This window comes from Streptomyces sp. NBC_01446 (genome assembly GCF_026340095.1).
In the GTDB taxonomy this organism is placed as follows: Bacteria; Actinomycetota; Actinomycetes; order Streptomycetales; family Streptomycetaceae; genus Streptomyces; species Streptomyces aureus.
The window spans coordinates 3,743,638-3,765,545 of sequence record NZ_JAPEPO010000001.1 but is presented as its reverse complement, the minus strand read 5'-3'; the positions used below and the strand labels follow the sequence as shown (position 1 = coordinate 3,765,545).

Genomic DNA, 21,908 nt, shown 5'->3' with positions numbered 1-21,908 from the left:
TCTGACGGACGGGTTCACGCCGGGCGCAGTTCGCCCTCCGGCTCCACCTGGTCGAACACCTCGTCGGGCTGCTCGGTGAGCAGGTAGGCCTGTGCCTCACCTACATGGAAGTACATCCCGTGGAGCTCGAGCGAGCCCTCCTGGAGGCGGCGGGCCACCGACTCGTGGGCCCGCAGATGCTCCAACTGCTGGACGACATTGGTCAGGCAGAGCTGCTCGACCGCGTCGGCGGGGGCGCGCCCGGCGAACCGCGCCCATGGCTGGTTCGCGACCGCCATGCGGGCAAGGCTCGGCAGGCCGTGCCGCAGCCACCGCTTCAGGGGTGTCTGCGCGCCGCCCTCGGGCGGACTGTTGAGCAGCGCCTGCATCGCGCCGCAGCCGGAGTGTCCGCACACGGTGATCGACTGCACCTTCAGTACGTCGACGGCGTACTCGATGGCCGCGGCGACCGAGTCGTCACCGCTCTCGGCGCCCGGCAGCGGCACCAGATTCCCCACGTTCCTGACGACGAAGAGGTCGCCGGGGCCGCTTGAAGTGATCATCGACGTCACGAGCCGGGAGTCGGCGCAGGTCAGGAACAGCTGGGTGGGACGCTGCCCCTCACGGGCGAGCCGGGCCAGTTCGTCCCTGACATGCGGCGCCGTGTTCCGCTGGAACGCGCTGATTCCGCTGGCCAGTTGATACCCGCCGCCACCTGCCCTGGGCTCGGAGGTCTCGGTCTGCGGGCGGTCGCAGTGGTGGTTGCGCCAGGGGGTCCAGGGCCGGCAGCAGGAGTTCGACGTCGGCGCGGGCTCGGCGATACGGGTACCCGCCCGCCCGGTCACCTCGACCTTGCCGCCCTGCGCGACATGCGACTTCTGCCAGTCCTGCAGGGACTCGAACGCGGCATGGTCCATGAAGGACCCGTCCAACTCCACGACGCAGCAAACCCCATGGGGTACTTGGTGCAGTACGCGACTGAGGCGGGGCACGGCGAGGAAGGTCAGTTGCCCGCGCACCCGTAGGTGATGCGTCCCGCCTTGGCCTGCGCTGCCCGTCTCGTCCACGGTGTGGGTGATCCGGGTGCGGGCGAGCCGGTGCAGGGCGACGGCGACGGCGACGGCGATGCCGAGGGCCACGCCCTCGAGTACGCCGAGGACGACCACGCCGAGCGTCGTCACGGCGTAGACGAGGACCTCGCGGTGGCGCGTGACCGTACGGATGTGGTGCAGGGACACCATCTGGATGCCGACGGCCATCACCAGGGCGGCGAGTGAGGCGAGGGGGATCTGCTCAAGCACCGGGACCATCAGGAGCGCGGCGACCACTACCCAAACGCCGTGCAGCATCGTGGAGTTCCTGCTCTCGCTGCCCGCGTTCACATTCGCGGCGCTGCGGACGGCGACCCCGGCGACGGGGAGCCCGCCGAGGGTGCCGGAGACGATGTTGGCCGCTCCCTGACCGAGCAGTTCCCGGTCGAGGTCGGAGCGGCGTGCCTCCGGGCGCAGGGCGGGCTTCGAGGACGCGAGCTTGTCCACGGCGACGGCGCCGAGCAGCGACTGCACGCTGCACACGAGCGTCACGGTCAGGACGGCCGCCGCGAGGCCCATTGCGGGTCCTTCGGGCAGGCCTGCCAGGGCGTGGCTGCTCCAGGACGGCAGGTCGACCCTGGTCACGGTGATTCCGGCGAACGCGGCGGTCGCGGTGGCACAGGCGACGGCGATGAGCGCGGCGGGCACTCTTCGCAGGGCACGCCCGGCGCGTCCGGGGATGCGGGGCCAGGCGAACAGGACCGCGAGCGTCAGCATGCTCAGGAGCAGCGCGGCCAGGTCCACGTGGGTCAACTCGGCGGGCAGCGCGCGGAGATTGTCGAGAACGGCGCTCTGGGGGGTGCCGCCGAGCACGATGTGCACCTGTGCGACCGCGATCATGACGCCGATTCCGGCGAGCATGCCGTGGACGACGGCGGGGGACACGGCGAGCGCGGTGCGGGCCACGCGCAGGCAGCCGAGTCCGAGTTGGGCGACTCCGGCGATGACGGTGATCGCGCAGGTCGTCCGCCAGCCGTAACGGTGGATGAGGTCGGCGGTGACGACGGTCAGGCCGGCGGCGGGGCCGCTGACCTGGAGGGGGGAGCCGCCGAGGCGGCCGGCCACGAGTCCGCCGACGGCGGCGGCGACGAGTCCCGCCTGGAGCGGGGCCCCGGTGGCCAGGGCGATTCCGAGGGACAGCGGCAGGGCGATCAGGAAGACCGCACCGGACGCGGACAGGTCGGCGCCCGAGATGCGGAAGCGGCGGGGCGGCTTCGGTGGCGGGCTGTGGGGTGGATGGGTGTGGCTGGTTTCGTCGGTCCGTGTCGGATCGGCGGGGCGTGTGGGGACGCAGGCTGACATGTTTCCCGTCTCCTCCGGGGCAGCGCGGTCGCGGAATGAGGGGCCCCGTCTGTGGCGGGGCAGGGTCGCGGCCGTGGATCACGGCGTGCAGCGGCGGGATGAATCAACGCTCGGTAAATGGATCGTAATGCAGAGTAAAGGTTGTGGACGTATTTTCGGGGCAAATGGGGCAACTGTTCACCTCGATGGGTGAATGGGCTCTTTCTTCGGCTTGTCGTATTAATTCTTCCTCGGGCCTCGTGTGACGTTGGCGGCACCGTCGTCACATGCGGCATTTCATCCCATTGCACCCGCCCTGGCGCGAAGAGATCCAAGCCGAAGAGACCAAGGAAGAAGGTGGGCGGACATGGCCGCCACCAAGAAGCTCGCCGCGAGCTTCACCGCCGTCGCGGCGTGTGCCGCAGCCCTGTCCGGTTGTGCGACCGGTGATCACCAGGCGACCGGACCCCAGAAGGGCGCTCCCGGCCCGAAGGAGGCGGCCCTCGCCCCTGCTCCGGGACACGTGATGCGGCTGATCGGGGACGGCTCGACCGCGTTCACCGGAAGCCAGCCGCATCTGCCGAGGCCCGAGCGCCTGAAGGCCGGCCAGAAGCCGCCGCAGTTCGTGGTGTTCTCCTGGGACGGTGCGGGGGAGGACAGCAAGAAGCTGTTCTCGCACTTCCGCAAGGTCGCCAAGCAGAACAACGCGACGATGACGTACTTCCTCAGCGGCTTGTACCTGCTCCCGGAGGAGAAGCGCGACCTCTACCGGCCGCCGCAGCACTCACCGGGCAGTTCGGACATCGGCTTCAATGACGAGCAGGGAATCAAGGACACCGTGGACCAGCTCCGCGGTGCCTGGCTCGAGGGCAACGAGATCGGCACGCACTTCAACGGCCACTTCTGCGGCAAGGGCGGCGGCGTCGGCGAGTGGTCGGTGGCCGAGTGGAAGAGCGAGATCGGCCAGGCCAAGTCCTTCGTAAAGTCCTGGAAGACGAACACGGGCATGAAGAACGCCGCCCCGCTCCCTTTCGACTACGAGAAGGAGCTCATCGGCGCCCGCACCCCGTGCCTGGAGGGTCAGAAGAAATTCCGGCGAGCGGCCCACGACCTCGGTTTCCGCTACGACACCAGCGGTGTCAACGACCAGATCTGGCCCAACAAGAACGACGGCCTGTGGGATCTGTCGATGCAGCTCGTGCCCTTCCCCGGGCACAAGGACGAGCAGCTCACCATGGACTACAACTTCATGGTCGCCCAGTCGGGCACCGCGACCCAGGGCGACCCCGTCAAGCAGGAGCTCTGGGGTGACGAGATGCGCGACAGCCTCCTCCAGGGCTTCGACCGCGCCTACAACGGCAACCGCGCGCCGCTGGTCATCGGCAACCACTTCGAGTCCTGGAACGGCGGCACCTACATGCGCGCCGTCGACGAGACCGTCCACGCCGTGTGCAACAAGCCCGAGGTGCGCTGCGTCTCCTTCCGTCAGCTCGCCGACTGGCTGGACGCCCAGGACCCGCGGACCCTGAAACGGCTCACCACACTGGGCGTAGGAGAGGCCCCCGCGCAGGGCTGGACATCCTTCATGTCGACCAGCCCCGCCCCGGCACCCAAGGGGGTACCGGGAGCGCCGGCGGTCAGGCAGTAGCCGAGCCGGTCGGGCGTGTCCGAGCCGGTCAGGCGGTGGCGGCCACACTCTCCTGGAGGACGAAGGAGGGGTCGACCTGGGCCGCCAGGTCGGCGCCCGTCTTCGCGTTGCCCCAACTCTGCGCGTTCTTCAGGTGGAAGTGGACCATCTGGCGTGTGTAGCGCTCCCAGTCGCGGCCCGCGTAGGCGGCGTCCGCGGCGGACCTGAGCGTGCGCAGGGCGGCCGTGTTGGGCTCCTCCAGGAGATCGAACCGGGGCGGGCGGCCCTTCTCCATGGCGCGTACCCAGTCGGAGTGCCCGACGGTGACGAGCAGGTCGTCTCCCACCTGTGCGCGGAGGAAGTCGAGGTCGTCCTGGCCCTGCACCTTGTTCCCCACGACCTTCAGCGTGATGCCGAAGTCCCGTGCGTACTCCTTGTACTGGCGGTAGACCGAGACCCCCTTACGCGTCGGCTCGGCGACGAGGAACGTCATGTCGAAGCGGGTGAACATGCCGGAGGCGAAGGAGTCCGAACCGGCGGTCATGTCGACGACCACGTACTCGTCGCGGCCGTCGACGAGATGGTTCAGACACAGCTCCACCGCTCCGGTCTTGGAGTGGTAGCAGGAGACACCGAGGTCGGCTTCAGTGAAGGGGCCCGTGACCATCAAACGCACGGCCCCGCCGTCGAGTTCCACGGGCCGGGCACATGCGTCGTACACCGGGTTGTTCTCGCGTACCCGAAGAAGGCGCGAGCCCTCGCCGGGTGGGGTCGTCTTGATCATCGTGTCCGCGGAGGCGATCCGTGGATTCGAGCCGCGCAGGTAGTTCTTGATGAGGGGGAGGCGTGCGCCCATGGCGGGCAGTTCGGCCGCCTGGTCGTCGTCGAGACCGAGCGCGGGGCCCAGGTGCTGGTTGATGTCGGCGTCCACCGCGATGACAGGGGCGCCGATGGTGGCGAGGTGACGGATGAAGAGCGAGGACAGCGTGGTCTTCCCGCTGCCGCCCTTCCCCACGAAAGCGATCTTCATGTTCACCAAGAGTAGTGGGATAGTCGCCGTTCGTGTCCGGACAGCGTGAAGAAGACCACTCCTTCGTGGGGTGGGGCCCTGAACTGCGTAGGGTCGTACCCATGAGTACGACAGCCGACCCCCTTGCCGCCCTCGGGGCCCTTCCGGGCGTGGCCGACTCCGTGGACTCCGTGCGCAAGGCCGTGGACCGGGTCTACGGCCACCGGGTCATGCGGCGTCGCAGCACTGCGGTCACCTCCGAGGCCGCGCTGCGCGGCGCGCGGGGCAGCGCGGCGCTGTCCGGCGCCGACTGGCCGCTCGAAGAGGTGCGCAGGCGCTCCGACTTCAGCGGCGCGGGCGGGGACGAGGAGGCGCGCACCGTCGGCGCTGCCCTGCGACTGACGGCGGAGGCGGGCCAGCTCCTGTCGATCTGGCGGCAGTCCCCGCTGCGGGTGCTCGCGCGCCTGCACCTCGTGGCGGCGGCCGACAACGGCGACACGGTGGGTCGCCCCCGTCAGGAAGGCGAGCCGGTCGACGAGCCGCTGGTCGAGCTGCCGCTGCCGGACGCTCAGGAAGTGGCGGGCCGGCTCGAAGGGCTCTCCGGCCTGATCATTGCGGGCGGCTCGGCTCCGGCCCTGGTCACCGCGGCTGTCGTGCACGGCGAACTGCTTGCGCTGCGGCCCTTCGGGTCGCACAACGGCCTGGTCGCGCGCACGGCCGAGCGCATCGTCCTGGTGGGCAGCGGGCTCGACCCCAAGTCGATCTGCCCGGCCGAGGTGGGACACGCGGAGCAGGGGCGCGCGGAGTATCTGGCCGCGCTCGAAGGCTATGTGTCGGGCACTCCGGAAGGGGTTGCCGCATGGATCGCGCACTGCGGGCGGTCCGTGGAATTCGGTGCCAGGGAGTCGACAGCTGTGTGCGAGGCGCTTCAGCGCGGAGCGGCGTAGGCGCCGTAACGGGTTCCTGGGAAGTCCCTGAAAAGGGTTGCGGCGGTACGAGTCCTCGTACCGCCGCTGGCATGTTCACCTGGTTACCAAGCGTCCTCGAAAATTGCCCATCAGGTCGGGAACTTAGCCCGTGGCCTGGTGCGGCTGGCCCGTAATCGACGGGTCGACGTCGCGTGGGTGCCTGGCGTTCATGCTCGGTCCGTGGGGCCTTGGTTGCGTTTAAAGGTGATCCTCTCGGATGTCCCTTGGTCTCGCGGGCCGTTGCCTTATTTGTACTCCAGGTGCGGAGGAAGCGAAACCCCTGGCCGTACTTCTTTACTTTTAGGTTCAATTAGGGGCGAAACGGGCGGGCGAAGGGTGGGTCTGTTCGGCGGCCGTGTGGCGGGCCTGCTCAAAGGGTCCAGTCAGCCGGCCGTGGTGCGCCGGCGGCTGGCGTACCAGACCAGGCCCGCGGTGGCCGCCGCGGCGCCGACGGCGGCAGCCGCGACGAGAGCGGGCCGCGACGGCGCGGACAGAGTGGGCAGCCGCTGCTTGAGCCGGACGGGCCGGTTGAAGTCGAGAATCGGCCACTCGCGCGCGAGCGCCTCGCGGCGGAGCGTCCGGTCCGGATTGACCGCGAAGGGGTGGCCGACCGCCTTCAGCATCGGCACATCGGTCGCCGAGTCGCTGTACGCGTAGCAGCGCGAGAGGTCGTACCCCTCGGACCGGGCGAGCTCCTCGATCGCCTCCGCCTTCGTCGGCCCGTACGCGTAGTACTCCACCTCGCCCGTGAAGCAGCCGTCGTCGCCCACCACCATGCGCGTGGCCACCACGCGGTCCGCGCCGAGGAGTTCGCCGATCGGCTCGACGACCTCCGCGCCCGACGTGGAGACGATCACCACGTCGCGCCCGGCGGTGTGGTGCTCCTCGATGAGCGACGCGGCCTCGTCGTAGATGATCGGGTCGATCAGGCTGTGGAGTGTCTCGGCGACGATCTCTTTCACCTGCTGCACGTTCCATCCGCGGCACAGCGCCGAGAGGTACGCGCGCATCCGCTCCATCTGGTCGTGGTCGGCGCCGCCGGCGAGGAACACGAACTGCGCGTACGCGGTCCGCAGTACCGCCCTGCGGTTGATCAGCCCGCCTTGGTAGAACGACTTGCTGAAGGTGAGCGTGCTCGACTTCGCAATGACCGTCTTGTCCAGGTCAAAGAACGCGGCAGTGCGAGGCGTCGAGTGGGTCAAGGAGTGGTTTTCCACGAGCCCGAGCATAGGCGCCCACCATTCGGCGTAAGCTCTAGCGCGTGGGTTTGCCTGAGAAGGCTCTCGGGTACACCATGGAAGTCACGGATCGTTCGCGACCGTGCTAACCCGGTCTGGCTCCTCCCCCCCCGAGTCGGACCGTGGGGACGACCCCCGCTCTCCCCCCCGGCGGGGGTCGTCGCATGTCCGGACCCACTTGTGGGTCCGGACTTTTGCGTTCTCCACCATCGTGTCGCCTCACGCCGCGCTCCCGGGGGATCCGTCTCGAGCTAGATCGGCGTCACCGTGTGTAGTCGAGAGGCTGCTCTCTGGAAGATGTGGAGAGGGTAGTTGAGGGGCCGCCCTAGATGACACAAGTGATGTCACCGGGATGGGTGATGGGGATATTCACAAGCACCCTCTTGTCCACAGTAATTGACCAAGATCCACACGATTTCCGGGATCGCTCCACGGTGATTCCACCCGCGAAGTCGAGACCGGTGTTCATTACCGATTCCGTTCGCCAGTCGGGCAGTCGGTAGGGCTGTCGGCCGGGTCGGGCTGCGCGAGGGGAGCTGGCTCGCAGGTGCGAGCGGGACAGCGAGCGAGGGGGCGGGAACCGTGGCGGGAGCCATCACATGCGACCGGGCACCGGTCGCGGACGGGTGGCGGCGCACACTGCTGATCGTGACCGAGGACGTGGAACTGCCGGACGACCTGCTGCGGCTGTGCGGGCACGAGGGCGTATAGCTACGCCTCCGGCTCCTCCGCTCCGGCGCCCAGGATGAACGTCCCCTTCGCGGGCAGCGTCGCCACCACGCCCCGCTCCCGGAGTAGCGCGACAGCCCGCCGTACCGTCCCAATGCTGGCCCCGTACAGCTCCGTCATGCGTCGCTCAGCGGGGAGGGCGGCGCCCTTCGCCAGCTTCCCCGACCGGACCTCCGCCTGAATCTGGTCGGCTAGCTCCTCGTACCGGTAACGCGGCATCTCGCTCATAATCCGAGAGTGACGCGCCCCAAATCGTCCTGCAGCGTGGGGACGCGTCCGGACGCTTTGGGTATCAGGGGGACGCAGAGGGACGCGGTCGCGTAGTCTGGACACGAAGGTCCCCGGCGACGGCGGTAACCGTCCCGGGGCGTGGCCCTCGCTACGAAGGAGCGAAGACATGACACACCTTAGGCGTCTCCCCTGGAGCGACGAAGGCAGAGATGCGTACACACCCCAGGGCGAAGGAGTCGTTAACGCCATCGCCAACGCGATGGAGGCGAGCATGATTGAGACGGCGAAGGAGGACTCCCGTCGCGCCCAGACTCTGGCCGCAGACGCTGCAGTGTCACGCGCTGAACTCCGCCTGGCCGTCGGCTACTTGGCCAGCGCCGTGGAGGACGCAGCACACGTCGCGGAACTGCGCCTGGAGCGACTGGACGCCATGGCCGGAGACCCTCCAGCCGGGGCGGTCCTCTGGGCCGGGAAGGCGCGCCAGATCGGGGAGGCCCTGCGAGAGGCGGTGAAGCGCAATGAGCAGCACTGAGACGGCGGCGGACCACGGGGCGGAGCGCGCCTTCCACACTGTGGAGATCCTGGAACTCCAGACGGCATCAAAGCGTTTGTGGGCGCGGCTCCTCGGAGGGGAAGACGACCCCCGGATCCGGGCCAGGATCGACCGCGTGGACGCGCTCCTACTCGCCCTCTCCAGGGACCTGTCAGCGATGACCGGCCAACCCTCGGTCCTGGCCGGACAAGCGGACACCGCTAACCACTGACGCGGACGGACGCGCGGACAACGCAGAAGCCCCAGGGGCCAGCCTGCGGACAGGCGGTCACTGGGGCTTCTCTGCGTCCGGGCAGGCGGACAATGCGCAGGTCAGGCGGCGGCCAGGTGCTCATCGGCAGGCATTGTGCTGTCCGCTGGATTGCGGAACATCAGGTGCTTTTGCGCACCGGTGCGGGGTTCGGGTGCCTGCTGGTGGGTGGGGTGTTGGAGGGAGCGGGGCTGTGGTGGGTGCTGCGGGTAGCGCGGAGGAGCGATGAATCGTTGTCCACAGGCTGGGGCTCGTGCTGTGCGTCGTGGCGGCGCTGGGGTGGGTCGTGCACGAGGTGGTGGTACGTCTCAGGGAACGGGCGCTGCTGCGGAGGTTGAACGCCCTGCTGGAGGCCGTGGCTGAGAAGCCCGCAGAGCGGGGTGTGGATGTGCGGGGCGTCGTCGGCCGGTGGGGCCGTCAACGGGGGCGGTGTGTGCCGGATGCGTGCTGGTGGGCCGGCCGGGGAGGTTCTTTCCGGAGAGCGGGCGGCCTGACCTGGATGGTTACGCGCTGTCGTACACCCAGGACCGGCCGGTCTGCCGGTACTCCTCCACCGGGATGGGGTCGACGCCGGGTCGCATCCGGGCCGTGTAAACCAGGCCGTCCAGGTGGTCGATCTCGTGGTGGACCAGGCGGGCCAGGCCCCGGGCGTAGGCCGTGGTAACGGTGTCGCCGTTCAGGGCCGCGGTCTCGACGGTGATCCGCAGCGGGCGGGGTACCAGGCCGCGGACGTCGAAGAACGACAGGCAGCCTTCGTACTGTTCGTCGGCTTCGTCCGACCGTGCGGTGATCTTCGGGTTCAACAGGATGATGGCCGGGGCTTCGGCGGCCGGCTGGACCACGGCGGCGGCCCGTGCGATGCCGATCTGCGGGGCGGCGATGCCCATTCCCTTGGCGAAGGGGTGGGCCTGGCCGATCCGTTCCATGGCGGCGAACAGCTCGTCCACGATGCGTTCAGCCTCGTCGTGTTCGGCGGGCAGGTCGAAGGCACGAGTCAGCTCCGTGAGGATGTCGGCGCCGTGCTGGACGACCCCGAGGTCTCGCATTCGCTGGCTGGGCCGCACGTCGATCACCTGAACTCCCCTTGATCTGTGTTGAGTTCGGGCCGTGCCCTGAACCGCCATTCCAGACGGTACCGGGCGTGCAGCGCGGGTGTGGCCGTGATCCACGTGAATTGCCGTAGTTCACCGTTGTCACTTCGTACGGGCGGTGTTCTCAGCGGGGATGCCTCGGCGGTCATGGACGTCTCGGTTCCCCACACCACCGGGTCCAGGGCGGTGGGGAAGACCAACTGGACTTCCAGTTGCTCGGTGGGCAGGCGGACGGCCCGCTGGAACCAGTGGCCCCACTTGTCGGCGCCCACGGTGTACGCGTATTCGATCCACACGGACTCGCCGGGATACAGCGGGAAGCGGCCGTGTTCGTTGTCGAACAAAAGCCAGACTTCTTTGAAGGCGTCGCGGTCGTGCTTGGCCTCCCATCGCATCGCCTCACCCCGGCACGTCGCGGTCAGATCCAGTTCGTCCCAGGTCAGCGGGTGTGCCCGGTAGTAGGCGTTCGACCTCTCTGGGGCGCCTGGGTAGCGGTCGACGGAGATCCGGATCAGGTAGCGGGTCACCGGATCGTCGCCGGTGTTGCGCAGTAACCGCCGCATGGTTAGTCGGTAGGCGCCGCCGTCGTACTGAAGCCGTGCCGCGTCGTGCTCGACGACCAGCGCCGAACCGCTCGCGTACGGCTGCTCGGGTCTGCGCGGTCCTGGCGGGGCTGCGGTGCGCCTGCCGCGTGCCTTGGCGTGTTCGTACTCGCACCAGCGCCGCCAGATGGACTTCGCGGCGTTCAATACCTCATCAGCCAGCCGCGCGAATTCCCCGCTGGGCTTGTGGCGGCCGGACTCCATGTGACTGACGTACGACGGGTCGAAGCCCATGGCCTGGGCCAGGGCCCGTTTCGACATGCCCCGTACTTCCCTCCACCTGGCCACCTCGGCCGCGAAGTCCTCGGCCGCCTGTTCGACGGTGATTTCTTCGCCCTGCGTGTCCATCGAAGCCCCGCCCCGCGTCCTCGTCGGTGAGCATGAGTGAACCGTGAGTGATCCAAGTTCATCATCCCGTCACGGCCCGCGTTGCCGTTTTCCTTCCTCTACCGACCCGGATCGACCCCGTCTGGGCACAGGAGGAGGCGATGCATCATGCGCGTTCTGTACCTGATCAACATTTTCAACCCCGACCACTTGTCGGCGGATTCGAGATGGATCTTCGCGGATCTGCTCGCCCCGGCCCTGGTAGGCGCCGGTGCGGAAGTGACCGTGGCCGAGCCCGCACCGGTCCGCGCTGTGGCTTCCACCAGACCAGGACACCGGGAACGAAGTACCGGGCCCGTTTCGGTGCCGACGTCGACGAACTGGTGGCGCTGATCCGGGCGGAGAAGCCCGACGCTGTGGTGGCAACAAGATCGAGGAGGCCCTCGCCATCCGTACGGCACTGCTGGAAACTGGACCGGACGCGGTATTGGCCGGGTGCTGCCACTACCTGGCGTTTTCCTTCAACAATGGGGGCAGCTCCAGCTCGACCCGTCCGATGCAGGCCTGGGGCGCCCTGTTCTGCTGGCGCTCGCCGCGGGCCTGACCGCCTGCGGCCGAGTGATGGTCCATTCGTCCACGGCGGCGTCCTGGTGTCCGCCGCCGCTTCGTGCCTGGCGGTGGGCCTTGGGGAGACTCTGCGGATCGTGCCCGCGCCGCGGGACAATCTCCTGGTCCGCCCGACTCCGACCGCCGGGACGGCGCCGCGATCGGTATCTACAACCACTGGCTCTACGCCCATTACGGCACCGGACAGTTCGTCGATCTGGCCCACGAACTCAGAGCTTCAGACACCATGCGGCTTCGGGGCACGGATCTGTTCGGCCGCCGCCGCAACGCCCGCACGAGTCTGGACGACAGCCTGGAACGGACGCGTGACCAACTCGCCGCCCTGCCTTACGTCCAGGTCATGTCCGACCGCGGCGACCGCATCCGCTACAAAAGCCTGATCGCCGGGGCCGCTTCGGCATCGCCCCGTTCCGCCCCGGCTGCCCCTGGTCCATGTCGGTGATCGACTGCCAGGGCATGGGCCTTCCGGTGATCGCCCGCGCCTGGGCTGGCTTGCTGAACACGTCGATCCGGAACTGTGTTTCACCACCCAGGCCGAAGTCATGGCCCTGGCCGAACGGTTCGCCACGGACGACGAGTTCGACGCCGTGCACGCCAAACGCACCCACGCTTCCACCACCGACTTCACCCCCGCCACCTGGCCGCCGCCCGATACCTGGAGGCCCTGACATGAGCGAGCCCTTTGACGCGGTCCTCCTGTCCTATGACGAGCCACTGGCCAATTCCCCCCGGCTTCAGCGCACCCCAGGCGGCACGGTCAAGCGTCTGCACGGCGTCCACGGGATGCGCCGCGCCCACCGGCTGTGTGCCGAAGTCGTCGACCGTGAACAGTTCTTCCTCGCGAACGGTCTCATTGGGCTTCTTCCCGCCTGACCGGATGAGCAACGAGCCCGAGCTGCATGCGCAAGCACCTGCGGATCGGCTCGCAGTTCGGCGCACGGATGCTCGCTTACGCCCAACACCACCAGCCCTCCACCGAGGAGCCCGCCCCGTGACCATCACCATCCTTCCCCCGGCCAAGGACTGGCGCCCGCGCCGGGCCCCGGCCGCACCCTCGCCGCCGATACCCGGCTCCGGCCGGGACGAGCGGACCGTACGCCGCACCCTGCTGCGCCTCCTGGCCAAGCCTGGCGCCTGGACCCGATCCACCGGAAGGGACTGACCGTGACCGACACCTACGACCACGACGAGCGGGGTCGCTGGTTCGAGGAAGGCGCTGGCCGGGCCTTCGCCAATAGTGCCGCGTGCGCCTGCGCCGCCTGGTTCCTGCCGTTCTCCTCCTGGGGCACCCTCACCACCTCGTGGACGCACCTGATCGTCGCCCTCGGCATCCTCAGCCCCGACCGGGGGGCCCAGACCACCGCCGGGGTCGTCGCCGTTGCCGGGATCGTCGCTGCCTGGCACATCGACCCCGGCGCCCTCCAGACCGCCACCCCTACCAGCAAGCTCGTCTTCGCGATCCGCCGTGTCCTGTCCCGCGTCCTGCGCTGGGCCACCCTCACCGGCACCGCCCTCTGCCTGCCCATCACCCTCCGCATCGTCCACATCGGCTCAGGAGTATGAACATGACCCACTCCGTCTCCCTCGGCATGTTCCTCGCAGGAGCCGCCTACCTGGCGTGGCGGCTCGGCCGCTGGTGGGCCGGCACCGCCCCCGGCAGGCGGAACTGGAAGCAACTGGTGCCGCTCGCCCTGGGGCTGTCCCTGTCGGTGATCGCGTCCGCCTGCACCGGCGGGCTCATCGGCTGGATATGGCACCGGGCCGCGCAGGGACAGGAACAGATCGGCAATGCGGCCCTGGCCGGCGGGACCGGCGCCCACACCGTCAACGCCATCACCAGCCCGCAGTTCGGGGCGCTCGACCAGTGGGGTGCAGCGCTGCTCATCCTGCTCATCGCCGCCATCGCCGGGGGCTGGAAGAAGATCAAGAAGCCGACCCTGACCGACATCAAGGGCGGCATATGGGGCGGGGTCGGCGTAGGCCCGCTCATCGGCGGATACACCCTCATCCCGATGATCAACAGCCTCGGCCTGAAGACGATCGGGGCCCTCTTCCATGTCGGCTGACATCGAGACCGGGCACGAGGAGACGGAGGAGGCCGCGCTGCGCGGCCCCTCCGCCTTCGCCGAGATCCGCATCCTGTTCGACGGCACACCGCAGGCCATCGCCGACGCCCTCACGCGGGCCGGTACGGGCGCCGCCCGGATCGTCGCCCTGATCCTGGGCCGCACGATCCGCGGGGGCATCGAGCTGGGCCGCCGCGCCGGGCAGTGGCTGGCCGTCGAGCCCGCCGTGCGCCTGATGTCGGTCACCGCCGGGGCAGGACTCGGCTACGTGTACCCGCCGGTGCTGGCCGTCGCCGGGGGAGGACTCCTGCTCGCGGCGCTCGCCAACGGCGGCACACCGGCCGAGGCAGCCGCAGACGATCACGACGAATCAGTCGGGGAGAAGCCCACCTTCGACCTGGTCCAGGAGACCGAATGGGCGGTGGCCGAGGCTTTCGCAGCCGGACGCAAAGGCGTTCACCTCACCGTCCTGTATACCCGGCTCCACCCCGAGGTGACCAAGCCCAGCAAACACCAGCTGTCCGGCCTCCACGTCGATCTCCTCGCCGCGAAGATCCCAGTCACTGAGCAGCTCGGCATGATCATCGACGGCGTGAAAGTCAACCAGCGCGGCGTGCGCTCAGACGAGCTGACTAAGACGCTCGGGCACGCTCCCCGCCTGCCCGCCCCTCTTGTCCAGGACTACACGCTCGATAATCACATGATCCGTCTCGACGCCACTCTCGACCCGTCTTCCGGGCCCCTCCCCTCCTCTGCCGAAGGGGAGTAGCCGAGCGTCAGTAGGCGGTAGGTTCGCAGGTCGGCGGCCTACCGCCCAGCCTACCAAGCCCCTTTTGGCCCCAGCTGCCGGAAGGGGACCCGTGCGTCTGGCCGGGGTGGCAGGCTCGCCTCAATAACCCGTTGAGGAGGCCGCGTTGGAAGACCCGCTGTCGCCCGAGCCAGCGTGCTCAGCCGGCGTCCTGACCGGGTTTCTGATCCTGCGATGCCGGCCGTTCCTCGGGCGAGGCCTGCGCGGCAGGTGCCGCCGTAGGTGACGGCGCCCCCGCCGCTGGCGCGTCCCTGAGCAGAACCTTCAGCAGCCGTACCGCGCCCCGCTTGTGGAGAGGGTCGTTGCCGTTGCCGCACTTGGGGGACTGGATGCAGGACGGGCAGCCCGCCTCGCACTCGCAGGAGGCGATCGCTTCGAGGGTGGCCGTCAGCCACTCACGGGCCGTGTGGAACGCACGCTCCGCGAACCCTGCCCCGCCCGGGTGGCCGTCGTACACGAAGACCGTGGGCAGCAGGGTGTCCGGGTGGAGCGGGATGGAGACGCCGCCGATGTCCCAGCGGTCGCAGGTCGCGAACAGGGGCAGCATGCCGATGGAGGCGTGTTCGGCGGCGTGGAGCGCGCCGCCGAGGATCTCCGGGTTCACGCGGGCCGCGTCGAGTTGGTCCTCCGTCACCGTCCACCACACGGCGCGGGTGCGGAGGGTGCGGGGAGGCAGGTCGAGTTTGGTCTCGCCGAGGACTTCGCCGGTGATGAGGCGACGGCGCAGGAAGGAGACGACCTGGTTGGTGACTTCGACGGAGCCGTAGCACAACCGGCCGTCGCCCCATGGGACTTCGATGTCCGTCTCCAGGACGGAGATGGCGGTGGTGTCGCGGGCGGTGGTCGAGTAGGTCGGGTTGGCCTCCTCGACGAGGGCGACCGAGTCCTCCAGGTCCAGGTGCTTCACGAGGTATGTCCGGCCCTGGTGGAGGTGGACCGCGCCGTCGTGGACGGTCGTGTGCGCCGAGCCGGCGTCCACGGTGCCCAGGAGGCGTCCCGTGCCCGCCTCGACGATCTGTACGGGGCTGCCGCCGTCGCCTCGGATGTCTGTCAGATCGGCGGCGCGCTCGCGGCGGGTCCAGTGCCAGGCCTTGGTGCGGCGGCGCAACAGCTTCGCCTCCTCCAGCTGGGGGAGCAGCTCGGCGGTCGTCGGGCCGAAGAGGGGCAAGTCTTCGTCTGTGAGGGGGAGTTCAGCGGCGGCCGCGCACAGATGGGGGGCGAGGACGTATGGGTTGTCGGGGTCCAGGACCGTGGACTCCACCGGCTGGTCGAAGAGGGCTTCGGGGTGGTGAACGAGGTAGGTGTCCAGTGGGTCGTCGCGGGCGACGAGAACGGCGAGCGCACCCTGCCCCGACCGTCCCGCGCGGCCTGCCTGCTGCCACAGCGATGCCCTGGTGCCCGGATAGCCGGCGATGACGACAGCGCCCAACCCCGAGACGTCGATGCCGAGTTCGAGGGCGGTGGTGGCGGCGAGGCCGAGGAGTTCGCCCGAGTGCAGGGCGCGTTCGAGGGCGCGGCGTTCCTCGGGCAGGTACCCGCCGCGGTAGGCGGCGACGCGGCGGGCGAGGGAGCGGTCGATCTCGGCGAGGCGTTCCTGGGCGATCACCGAGATCAGCTCGGCGCCGCGCCGGGAGCGTACGAAGGCCACGGAGTGGACGCCCTGCACGGTCAGGTCGGTCAGCAGGTCCGCCGTCTCGGCGGTGGCGGTGCGGCGGACGGGGGCGCCCTTCTCGCCGTGGAGATCGGTGAGAGGGGGCTCCCAGAGGGCGAAGACGAGCTCTCCGCGGGGCGAGGCGTCGTCGGCGACCTCGAGGACCGGGAGACCCGTCAGGCGCTCCGCAGCGACGGCCGGGTCGGCGGCGGTGGCGGACGCCAGCAGGAACACGGGTTCCGAGCCGTAGCGGGCGCACAGGCGGCGCAGACGGCGCAGGACCTGGGCGACGTGGGACCCGAAGACGCCGCGATAGGTGTGGCACTCGTCGATGACGACGTACTTGAGCGACTTGAGGAAGGAGGACCAGCGGGGGTGTGAGGGCAATATCCCGCGGTGCAGCATGTCGGGGTTGGTCAGGACGTAGTTGGCGTACTGCCGCACCCACTCGCGTTCCTCGACGGGGGTGTCGCCGTCGTAGACCGCGGGGCGGATCGCCGTGCCGAGCGGTTGTGAAAGTTCCTTCACCGATCGGCACTGGTCCGCGGCGAGGGCTTTCGTCGGCGCGAGGTAGAGCGCGGTCGCGCCACGCCCGTTCGGTGCCTCGGAGCCGTCGAGGAGCCGGGAGAGCACCGGGACGAGGTACGCCAGGGACTTTCCGGAGGCCGTTCCGGTGGAGACGACGACCGACGCGCCGTCCATCGCGTGCTCGGCGGCGAGTGCCTGGTGGGCCCAGGGGTGCTCGATTCCGGCCGCCTGGACGGCGGCGATGACCTCGGATCGGATGCGATCGGGCCATACGGCATGACGACCCGGTCGCGGGGGCAAGTGCTCCGTATGAGTGATGCGCGAAGCCCGGCTCGGACCCGAGGCGAGTCGGTCGAGAATCTCCCCTGGAGAGGGGCTGGAAGCGGTGTCCGCCGCGGGTTGTCCGCGACGGTGATTCTTGGCCATCGGCACCGAGTGTGTCACTGGCGTGACGGACAATGCTCCTAAGGCGTCGTGCACGCCTGCCGGTAAGTGATTGAATGCCATCGCGGCTGGCGATCCGTCCCGGGGGCTCTGCCGAGGTGTCCCGAGGGACGACCGCTCGATAGCAAGGTGCTGGAGGATCCGTGGACCTGTCCCTGTCGACCCGTACCGTCGGCGATCGTACGGTCGTCGAGGTCGGTGGCGAAATCGATGTATATACCGCGCCCAAGCTGCGAGAGCAGCTGGTCGAGCTGGTGAACGACGGCAGCTTCCACCTTGTCGTCGACATGGAGGGAGTCGATTTCCTCGACTCCACCGGGCTCGGCGTGCTGGTGGGCGGACTGAAGCGAGTGCGGGCCCATGAGGGCTCGCTGCGACTGGTCTGCAACCAGGAGCGCATTCTCAAGATCTTCCGTATCACCGGCCTGACCAAGGTGTTCCCCATCCACACCTCGGTCGAGGAAGCCGTAGCGGCTACCGACTGATCGGTCACCGGCCCACAGGCCGGTGGCTGAGCGGAAGTGGGGGCCGGGCCGATGGCCCGGTCCCTTCAGAGCACGCCCGTACATCCGAGGGGGATGCATGGCCACCGTCGAACTCCGATTCAGCGCGCAGCCCGAGCACGTCCGAACCGCCCGCCTGGTGGCGGCCGCGGTGGCGCGCAGGGCCGGAGTGGACGAGGCCGTGCTCGACGAGGTCAGGCTCGCTGTCGGCGAGGCCTGCAGCCGCGCCGTCGGTCTTCACCGGAGCAGCGGTATCGCTGCACCCGTTCGGGTAATTCTCACCGAGGAGGAGAAGCAGTTCTCCATCGAGGTCGGGGACGAGGCTCCGCGGAGTGTTCCCGGCGATCAGTCGTCCGACGCGCCCGGCGGGTCGGACGATCTGGAAGCGGAGGGTGAGGACGACATGGGCCTCGCCGTCATCAGTGGCCTCGTCGACGACGTGGAGGTCACCACGGACGAGTCCGGTGGACTCATTCGGATGACTTGGCCGACCACGCCGGCGACGCTTCCGTCCTGACGCGGTCCCCCCGGCGTCCACGCAACGCCCCCTGATCCGCCCGCCCGTGGCTCCGCCCGGCGGTGTCCCCATGTGATCGTTTCTGGCTCGAGGCCCTGCAGTCACCCCGGTGAGCAGGGTCCTTTTGCGTTTCCTAGATCGTCGATCATAATTGGATCAAGCCTCAATGCTTTCAGGGCATTACTGCTTCTTGTGCGCCCATCGTGTTGGACGATCATTTGCCGGGTAGTAACGGATGACAAATTCCGTTTCTCGCGCACTGTTTTGATCAGGCGCCGCTCCCTACAATCCGTCCACATCTTGAGCTCAGCCCAAGCGTCAAGGAGGACGAATGGCGGGGCTTTCTACCCCTCAAGCGTTTGACCACCCCTCAACCTTCGCGGCCGCGGTCCTGACCGACGACAACCGGCTCATCGTCATGGTGATCGGGATCGTCGCGCTCGCCGCCCTCGTGGTGGCCGCAGTGCTCGTACGCCAGGTACTGGCGGCAGGCGAGGGCACCGACAGCATGAAGAAGATCGCGGCAGCGGTCCAGGAAGGCGCGAATGCCTATCTCGGGCGGCAGCTGCGGACCCTCGCGGTATTCGCCGTCGTGGTGTTCTTCCTGCTCATGCTGCTGCCCGCGGACGATTGGAATCAGCGAGCCGGGCGTTCGATCTTCTTCCTGATCGGCGCGGTGTTCTCGGCGACCACCGGATACATCGGAATGTGGCTCGCGGTGCGCAGCAATGTGCGCGTCGCCGCCGCGGCCAGGGAAGCAACCCCGGCGGAAGGCGAGCCGGAAAAGGATCTCACCGCCGTCTCGCACAAGGCCATGAAGATCGCTTTTCGCACGGGTGGCGTAGTCGGCATGTTCACGGTGGGGCTGGGTCTGCTCGGCGCCTCCTGTGTCGTGCTGGTCTACGCGGCCGACGCGCCCAAGGTCCTCGAAGGATTTGGCCTCGGCGCGGCGCTCATCGCGATGTTCATGCGTGTCGGAGGCGGCATCTTCACCAAGGCCGCCGACGTCGGCGCCGACCTGGTCGGCAAGGTCGAAAAGGGCATTCCGGAGGATGATCCGCGTAATGCCGCGACCATCGCCGACAACGTGGGCGACAACGTCGGCGACTGTGCCGGTATGGCCGCCGACCTCTTCGAGTCGTACGCCGTCACGCTGGTCGCCGCGCTGATCCTCGGCAAGGCGGCCTTCGGCGACTCCGGGCTCGCCTTCCCGCTGATCGTTCCCGCGATCGGCGTAGTGACGGCGATGATCGGAATCTTCGCCGTGGCGCCGCGGCGGTCCGACCGCAGCGGGATGAGCGCGATCAACCGCGGGTTCTTCATCTCCGCGGTCATCTCGCTCGCCCTGGTGGCCGCAGCGGTCTACACGTATCTGCCGGCGACGTATGCCGAGCTCAACGGCATCACCGACGCGGCGATCAAGGTGAAGGACGGCGATCCGCGGATCCTGGCCCTCGTCGCCGTGGCCATCGGTATCGTGCTCGCCGCGCTGATTCAGCAGCTCACGGGCTACTTCACCGAGACCAGTCGGCGCCCGGTCCGCGACATCGGCAAGTCGTCGCTCACCGGACCCGCCACCGTGGTGCTCGCCGGAATCTCCATCGGCCTCGAATCGGCCGTCTACACCGGCCTGTTGATCGGTCTCGGCGTGTACGGGGCGTTCCTGCTCGGCGGCACGTCGATCATGCTGGCGCTGTTCGCGGTCGCCCTCGCGGGCACGGGCCTGCTCACCACGGTCGGCGTCATCGTCGCCATGGACACCTTTGGACCCGTCTCCGACAACGCGCAGGGCATCGCCGAGATGTCCGGTGACGTGACGGGTTCGGGCGCGCAGGTCCTCACCGACCTGGACGCCGTGGGCAACACGACCAAGGCCATCACCAAGGGAATCGCCATCGCCACGGCCGTACTTGCGGCCTCGGCGCTCTTCGGGTCCTACCGTGACGCGATCGTCTCCGCCGCCATGGACGTCGGCGAGAAGGTCGGCGACGGCGGCCCGATGAACCTCGTGATGGACATCTCGCAGCCCAACAACCTGGTGGGCCTGATCGCCGGCGCCGCGGTCGTCTTCCTCTTCTCCGGACTCGCGATCAGCGCGGTGTCGCGGTCCGCGGGTGCCGTGGTCTACGAGGTGCGGCGGCAGTTCCGCGAACACCCCGGGATCATGGACTACACGGAGAAGCCGGAGTACGGGCGCGTCGTCGACATCTGTACGAAGGACGCTTTGCGGGAGTTGGCCACGCCGGGTCTGCTCGCCGTTCTCGCGCCCATCGCGATCGGTTTCACGCTCGGCGTCGGTGCCCTCGGTTCGTTCCTCGCCGGCGCGATCGGCACGGGAACGCTGATGGCGGTCTTCCTCGCCAACTCCGGTGGCGCGTGGGACAACGCGAAGAAACTCGTCGAGGACGGGCACTACGGCGGCAAGGGCAGCGAGGCCCACGCCGCGACCGTCATCGGCGACACGGTCGGCGACCCGTTCAAGGACACGGCCGGGCCCGCGATCAACCCGCTGCTGAAGGTGATGAACCTGGTGGCGCTCCTCATCGCGCCCGCGGTCGTCAAGTTCAGCTACGGGGCGGACGCGAGCGTGGGCGTACGGATCGTCGTCGCCGTGCTGTCGATCGGCGTGATCGTCGGTTCCGTCTACGTCTCCAAGAGGCGCGGCATCACGGTCGGCGACGACGACAACTCCGACCACGTATCGAAGCGGGAGGCGGATCCGGCGGTGGTTTCCTGACCCCGGGTTTCACCTGGTCAGGTACGGCCGCGAGCTCAACGGGCGGGCGGGCAGCGCGTATTGATGCGCTGCCCGCCCGCCCGCGTCAGGTGACGGTTTTTCAGTGAGGCTTATCTCTCTTGGTGCAAATGGCTGCAAATACCCGATAAAGCACTCATAACGGACGTTCAGCATGCGATTGTCGCCCACTTGGCGTGTATGTTCCGGGGCCGAGAGCCATGGAAGGGACCAATCCGGTGAACAAGAAGCTTGCAGCCGCACTGTCCGGCGGTGCGGTACTGGTGCTTGCGCTGTCGGGATGCAGCAGCGACGACGGCAACGAGAAGCTGGACTCCTGGGCCAAGACGGTCTGTGACTCGGTCCAGCCGCAGGCCAAGAAGATCGAGGACGCCAACGCCGCGATCCAGAAGGAGACCTCGGACAACAGCAAGCCCGCGGACGTCCAGAGCACCGATGCGCAGGCCTTCCAGGACATGTCCGACGCCTACAAGGCGATCGGTTCGGCCGTGGACAAGGCGGGGGCCCCGCCGGTCGACGGCGGCGAAAAGAAGCAGAAGGACGCGGTCAAGGAGCTCAACGCGATCTCGGCCTCGTACGCGGACCTGAAGAAGCAGGTCGACAAGCTCGACACGAAGGACCAGGCGAAGTTCGCCGACGGCCTCAAGGGCATCGCGGGCGAGCTCGACAAGCTGAGCCAGAGCGGGAGCGACGCGCTCAAGAAGCTGGAGGAGGGCGACGTCGGCAAGGCGATGGCGAAGCAGGACAGCTGCAAGAGCGCGTCCGCTTCCCCGGCTCCCTCCAAGAGCTGACGCCGGTGCGCCGATCCCGGGAGTCGGCCCAGTCGAGCCGACTCCCGGGGCCGGCTCTGGGTGGCGGGCTCAGGCGAGCCGGCTCCAGGCGCTGGGTTCGGGCGAGCCGACTCCGGGAGTCGGTTCTGCGATGAGCTGGCTCCAAGGCGAGTCGGCTCTGCGGTGAGCGGACTCCGTGAGCTGGCTCCAAGGCGAGCCGGTTCTGCGGTGAGCGGACTCCGTGTGCTGGCTCTGGGGCGAGC

Annotated in this window: 23 protein-coding genes and 1 pseudogene; 16 read left to right on the top strand and 8 right to left on the bottom strand. The window is 68.6% G+C overall.

Annotation, left to right across the window (positions count from 1 at the left end; genetic code table 11):
• Positions 1-14: 14 nt before the first annotated feature.
• Entirely contained in the window at positions 15-2,372 is a 2,358-nt protein-coding gene (locus OG456_RS16825) for a bifunctional SulP family inorganic anion transporter/carbonic anhydrase (RefSeq protein WP_266561803.1), read from the bottom strand.
• Between the two features lie 346 nt (positions 2,373-2,718).
• On the opposite strand from OG456_RS16825, the gene OG456_RS16820 reads away from it, so the two are divergent.
• Complete coding sequence (locus OG456_RS16820; protein ID WP_266561801.1) at positions 2,719-3,999, top strand: hypothetical protein; 1,281 nt, start codon at positions 2,719-2,721, stop codon at positions 3,997-3,999.
• A gap of 28 nt (positions 4,000-4,027) precedes the next feature.
• Here OG456_RS16820 and OG456_RS16815 read toward each other — a convergent pair whose 3' ends face one another.
• Positions 4,028-5,008, bottom strand: a complete 981-nt coding sequence (locus OG456_RS16815) for an ATP-binding protein (protein WP_266561799.1) — start codon at positions 5,006-5,008, stop codon at positions 4,028-4,030.
• 101 nt (positions 5,009-5,109) lie between these two features.
• On the opposite strand from OG456_RS16815, the gene OG456_RS16810 reads away from it, so the two are divergent.
• Positions 5,110-5,934 carry an oxidoreductase gene (locus OG456_RS16810; protein WP_266561797.1) on the top strand — a complete coding sequence of 275 codons (825 nt, stop codon included), beginning with the start codon at positions 5,110-5,112 and terminating at the stop codon, positions 5,932-5,934.
• A 404-nt stretch (positions 5,935-6,338) separates the two neighbouring features.
• Here OG456_RS16810 and OG456_RS16805 read toward each other — a convergent pair whose 3' ends face one another.
• Positions 6,339-7,184 (bottom strand): HAD family phosphatase, encoded by an 846-nt coding sequence (locus OG456_RS16805; protein ID WP_266561795.1) that lies wholly within the window; start codon positions 7,182-7,184, stop codon positions 6,339-6,341.
• A gap of 591 nt (positions 7,185-7,775) precedes the next feature.
• On the opposite strand from OG456_RS16805, the pseudogene OG456_RS16800 reads away from it, so the two are divergent.
• Positions 7,776-7,886 (top strand): annotated as a pseudogene (locus tag OG456_RS16800) (septum formation initiator); the annotation flags it as partial.
• Positions 7,887-7,904: 18 nt separating this feature from the next.
• Here the strand turns inward: OG456_RS16800 and OG456_RS16795 are convergent.
• Complete coding sequence (locus tag OG456_RS16795) at positions 7,905-8,141, bottom strand: winged helix-turn-helix domain-containing protein (RefSeq protein WP_323136333.1); 237 nt, start codon at positions 8,139-8,141, stop codon at positions 7,905-7,907.
• 283 nt (positions 8,142-8,424) lie between these two features.
• Between OG456_RS16795 and OG456_RS16790 the strand changes: the two genes are divergently transcribed.
• The gene (locus OG456_RS16790; RefSeq protein ID WP_266561791.1) at positions 8,425-8,685 is read left to right on the top strand and encodes a hypothetical protein; all 261 of its coding nucleotides are present in this window, start codon (positions 8,425-8,427) and stop codon (positions 8,683-8,685) included.
• Positions 8,672-8,917 carry a hypothetical protein gene (locus OG456_RS16785; protein ID WP_266561789.1) on the top strand — a complete coding sequence of 82 codons (246 nt, stop codon included), beginning with the start codon at positions 8,672-8,674 and terminating at the stop codon, positions 8,915-8,917. Before OG456_RS16790 ends, OG456_RS16785 begins: the two co-directional genes overlap by 14 nt.
• Before the next feature lie 160 nt (positions 8,918-9,077).
• Here the strand turns inward: OG456_RS16785 and OG456_RS16780 are convergent, their stop codons facing one another.
• From OG456_RS16780 to OG456_RS16770, 3 genes are all read right to left on the bottom strand, one after another.
• Positions 9,078-9,377, bottom strand: a complete 300-nt coding sequence (locus OG456_RS16780; RefSeq protein ID WP_266561787.1) for a hypothetical protein — start codon at positions 9,375-9,377, stop codon at positions 9,078-9,080.
• Between the two features lie 82 nt (positions 9,378-9,459).
• A complete protein-coding gene (locus tag OG456_RS16775; protein ID WP_266561785.1) occupies positions 9,460-10,029 on the bottom strand; it encodes a peptide deformylase in 570 nt (189 codons plus the stop codon).
• A complete protein-coding gene (locus tag OG456_RS16770) occupies positions 10,026-10,997 on the bottom strand; it encodes a helix-turn-helix transcriptional regulator (protein ID WP_266561783.1) in 972 nt (323 codons plus the stop codon). The genes OG456_RS16775 and OG456_RS16770 overlap by 4 nt, the downstream gene beginning before the upstream one ends.
• A gap of 147 nt (positions 10,998-11,144) precedes the next feature.
• On the opposite strand from OG456_RS16770, the gene OG456_RS16765 reads away from it, so the two are divergent.
• The 7 genes from OG456_RS16765 to OG456_RS16735 all read left to right on the top strand — a co-directional run bounded on the left by OG456_RS16765 (position 11,145) and on the right by OG456_RS16735 (position 14,438).
• Positions 11,145-11,369: a hypothetical protein gene (locus tag OG456_RS16765; protein ID WP_266561781.1), complete on the top strand. Its 225-nt coding sequence runs from the start codon at positions 11,145-11,147 to the stop codon at positions 11,367-11,369.
• 776 nt (positions 11,370-12,145) lie between these two features.
• Positions 12,146-12,271 (top strand): hypothetical protein, encoded by a 126-nt coding sequence (locus OG456_RS16760; RefSeq protein ID WP_266561779.1) that lies wholly within the window; start codon positions 12,146-12,148, stop codon positions 12,269-12,271.
• A gap of 1 nt (position 12,272) precedes the next feature.
• Positions 12,273-12,476: a hypothetical protein gene (locus tag OG456_RS16755; protein WP_266561777.1), complete on the top strand. Its 204-nt coding sequence runs from the start codon at positions 12,273-12,275 to the stop codon at positions 12,474-12,476.
• 118 nt (positions 12,477-12,594) lie between these two features.
• On the top strand, positions 12,595-12,765 hold the full coding sequence (locus OG456_RS16750; RefSeq protein ID WP_266561775.1) for a hypothetical protein: 171 nt from the start codon (positions 12,595-12,597) through the stop codon (positions 12,763-12,765).
• 2 nt (positions 12,766-12,767) lie between these two features.
• Positions 12,768-13,166, top strand: a complete 399-nt coding sequence (locus tag OG456_RS16745) for a hypothetical protein (RefSeq protein WP_266561773.1) — start codon at positions 12,768-12,770, stop codon at positions 13,164-13,166.
• Between the two features lie 2 nt (positions 13,167-13,168).
• A complete protein-coding gene (locus OG456_RS16740) occupies positions 13,169-13,669 on the top strand; it encodes a hypothetical protein (protein WP_266561771.1) in 501 nt (166 codons plus the stop codon).
• A complete protein-coding gene (locus tag OG456_RS16735; protein ID WP_266561769.1) occupies positions 13,659-14,438 on the top strand; it encodes a hypothetical protein in 780 nt (259 codons plus the stop codon). The genes OG456_RS16740 and OG456_RS16735 overlap by 11 nt, the downstream gene beginning before the upstream one ends.
• Positions 14,439-14,616: 178 nt before the next feature.
• On the opposite strand, the gene OG456_RS16730 is transcribed toward OG456_RS16735, so the two are convergent.
• Positions 14,617-17,163 (bottom strand): DEAD/DEAH box helicase, encoded by a 2,547-nt coding sequence (locus OG456_RS16730; RefSeq protein ID WP_266561767.1) that lies wholly within the window; start codon positions 17,161-17,163, stop codon positions 14,617-14,619.
• 80 nt (positions 17,164-17,243) lie between these two features.
• Between OG456_RS16730 and bldG the strand changes: the two genes are divergently transcribed.
• The 4 genes from bldG (at position 17,244) to OG456_RS16710 (ending at position 21,666) form a co-directional block, all read left to right on the top strand.
• Positions 17,244-17,585 (top strand): anti-sigma factor antagonist BldG, encoded by a 342-nt coding sequence (gene bldG / locus OG456_RS16725; RefSeq protein ID WP_003975386.1) that lies wholly within the window; start codon positions 17,244-17,246, stop codon positions 17,583-17,585.
• Positions 17,586-17,682: 97 nt separating this feature from the next.
• The gene (locus OG456_RS16720) at positions 17,683-18,120 is read left to right on the top strand and encodes an ATP-binding protein (protein ID WP_266561765.1); all 438 of its coding nucleotides are present in this window, start codon (positions 17,683-17,685) and stop codon (positions 18,118-18,120) included.
• A gap of 331 nt (positions 18,121-18,451) precedes the next feature.
• Positions 18,452-20,857 carry a sodium-translocating pyrophosphatase gene (locus tag OG456_RS16715; protein WP_266561763.1) on the top strand — a complete coding sequence of 802 codons (2,406 nt, stop codon included), beginning with the start codon at positions 18,452-18,454 and terminating at the stop codon, positions 20,855-20,857.
• 218 nt (positions 20,858-21,075) lie between these two features.
• Positions 21,076-21,666 (top strand): small secreted protein, encoded by a 591-nt coding sequence (locus OG456_RS16710; RefSeq protein ID WP_266561761.1) that lies wholly within the window; start codon positions 21,076-21,078, stop codon positions 21,664-21,666.
• Positions 21,667-21,908: the final 242 nt, after the last annotated feature.

Excerpts from the sequence above, each read along its gene's own strand:
- OG456_RS16825 (WP_266561803.1), bottom strand. The coding sequence starts at position 2,372 with ATGTCAGCCTGCGTCCCCACACGCCCCGCCGATCCGACACGGACCGAC.
- OG456_RS16820 (WP_266561801.1), top strand. The coding sequence starts at position 2,719 with ATGGCCGCCACCAAGAAGCTCGCCGCGAGCTTCACCGCCGTCGCGGCG.
- OG456_RS16815 (WP_266561799.1), bottom strand. The coding sequence starts at position 5,008 with ATGAAGATCGCTTTCGTGGGGAAGGGCGGCAGCGGGAAGACCACGCTG.
- OG456_RS16810 (WP_266561797.1), top strand. The coding sequence starts at position 5,110 with ATGAGTACGACAGCCGACCCCCTTGCCGCCCTCGGGGCCCTTCCGGGC.
- OG456_RS16805 (WP_266561795.1), bottom strand. The coding sequence starts at position 7,184 with ATGCTCGGGCTCGTGGAAAACCACTCCTTGACCCACTCGACGCCTCGC.
- OG456_RS16795 (WP_323136333.1), bottom strand. The coding sequence starts at position 8,141 with ATGCCGCGTTACCGGTACGAGGAGCTAGCCGACCAGATTCAGGCGGAG.
- OG456_RS16790 (WP_266561791.1), top strand. The coding sequence starts at position 8,425 with ATGATTGAGACGGCGAAGGAGGACTCCCGTCGCGCCCAGACTCTGGCC.
- OG456_RS16785 (WP_266561789.1), top strand. The coding sequence starts at position 8,672 with ATGAGCAGCACTGAGACGGCGGCGGACCACGGGGCGGAGCGCGCCTTC.
- OG456_RS16770 (WP_266561783.1), bottom strand. The coding sequence starts at position 10,997 with ATGGACACGCAGGGCGAAGAAATCACCGTCGAACAGGCGGCCGAGGAC.
- OG456_RS16765 (WP_266561781.1), top strand. The coding sequence starts at position 11,145 with ATGCGCGTTCTGTACCTGATCAACATTTTCAACCCCGACCACTTGTCG.
- OG456_RS16760 (WP_266561779.1), top strand. The coding sequence starts at position 12,146 with ATGGCCCTGGCCGAACGGTTCGCCACGGACGACGAGTTCGACGCCGTG.
- OG456_RS16755 (WP_266561777.1), top strand. The coding sequence starts at position 12,273 with ATGAGCGAGCCCTTTGACGCGGTCCTCCTGTCCTATGACGAGCCACTG.
- OG456_RS16740 (WP_266561771.1), top strand. The coding sequence starts at position 13,169 with ATGACCCACTCCGTCTCCCTCGGCATGTTCCTCGCAGGAGCCGCCTAC.
- OG456_RS16735 (WP_266561769.1), top strand. The coding sequence starts at position 13,659 with ATGTCGGCTGACATCGAGACCGGGCACGAGGAGACGGAGGAGGCCGCG.
- OG456_RS16730 (WP_266561767.1), bottom strand. The coding sequence starts at position 17,163 with ATGGCATTCAATCACTTACCGGCAGGCGTGCACGACGCCTTAGGAGCA.
- OG456_RS16720 (WP_266561765.1), top strand. The coding sequence starts at position 17,683 with ATGGCCACCGTCGAACTCCGATTCAGCGCGCAGCCCGAGCACGTCCGA.
- OG456_RS16715 (WP_266561763.1), top strand. The coding sequence starts at position 18,452 with ATGGCGGGGCTTTCTACCCCTCAAGCGTTTGACCACCCCTCAACCTTC.
- OG456_RS16710 (WP_266561761.1), top strand. The coding sequence starts at position 21,076 with ATGGAAGGGACCAATCCGGTGAACAAGAAGCTTGCAGCCGCACTGTCC.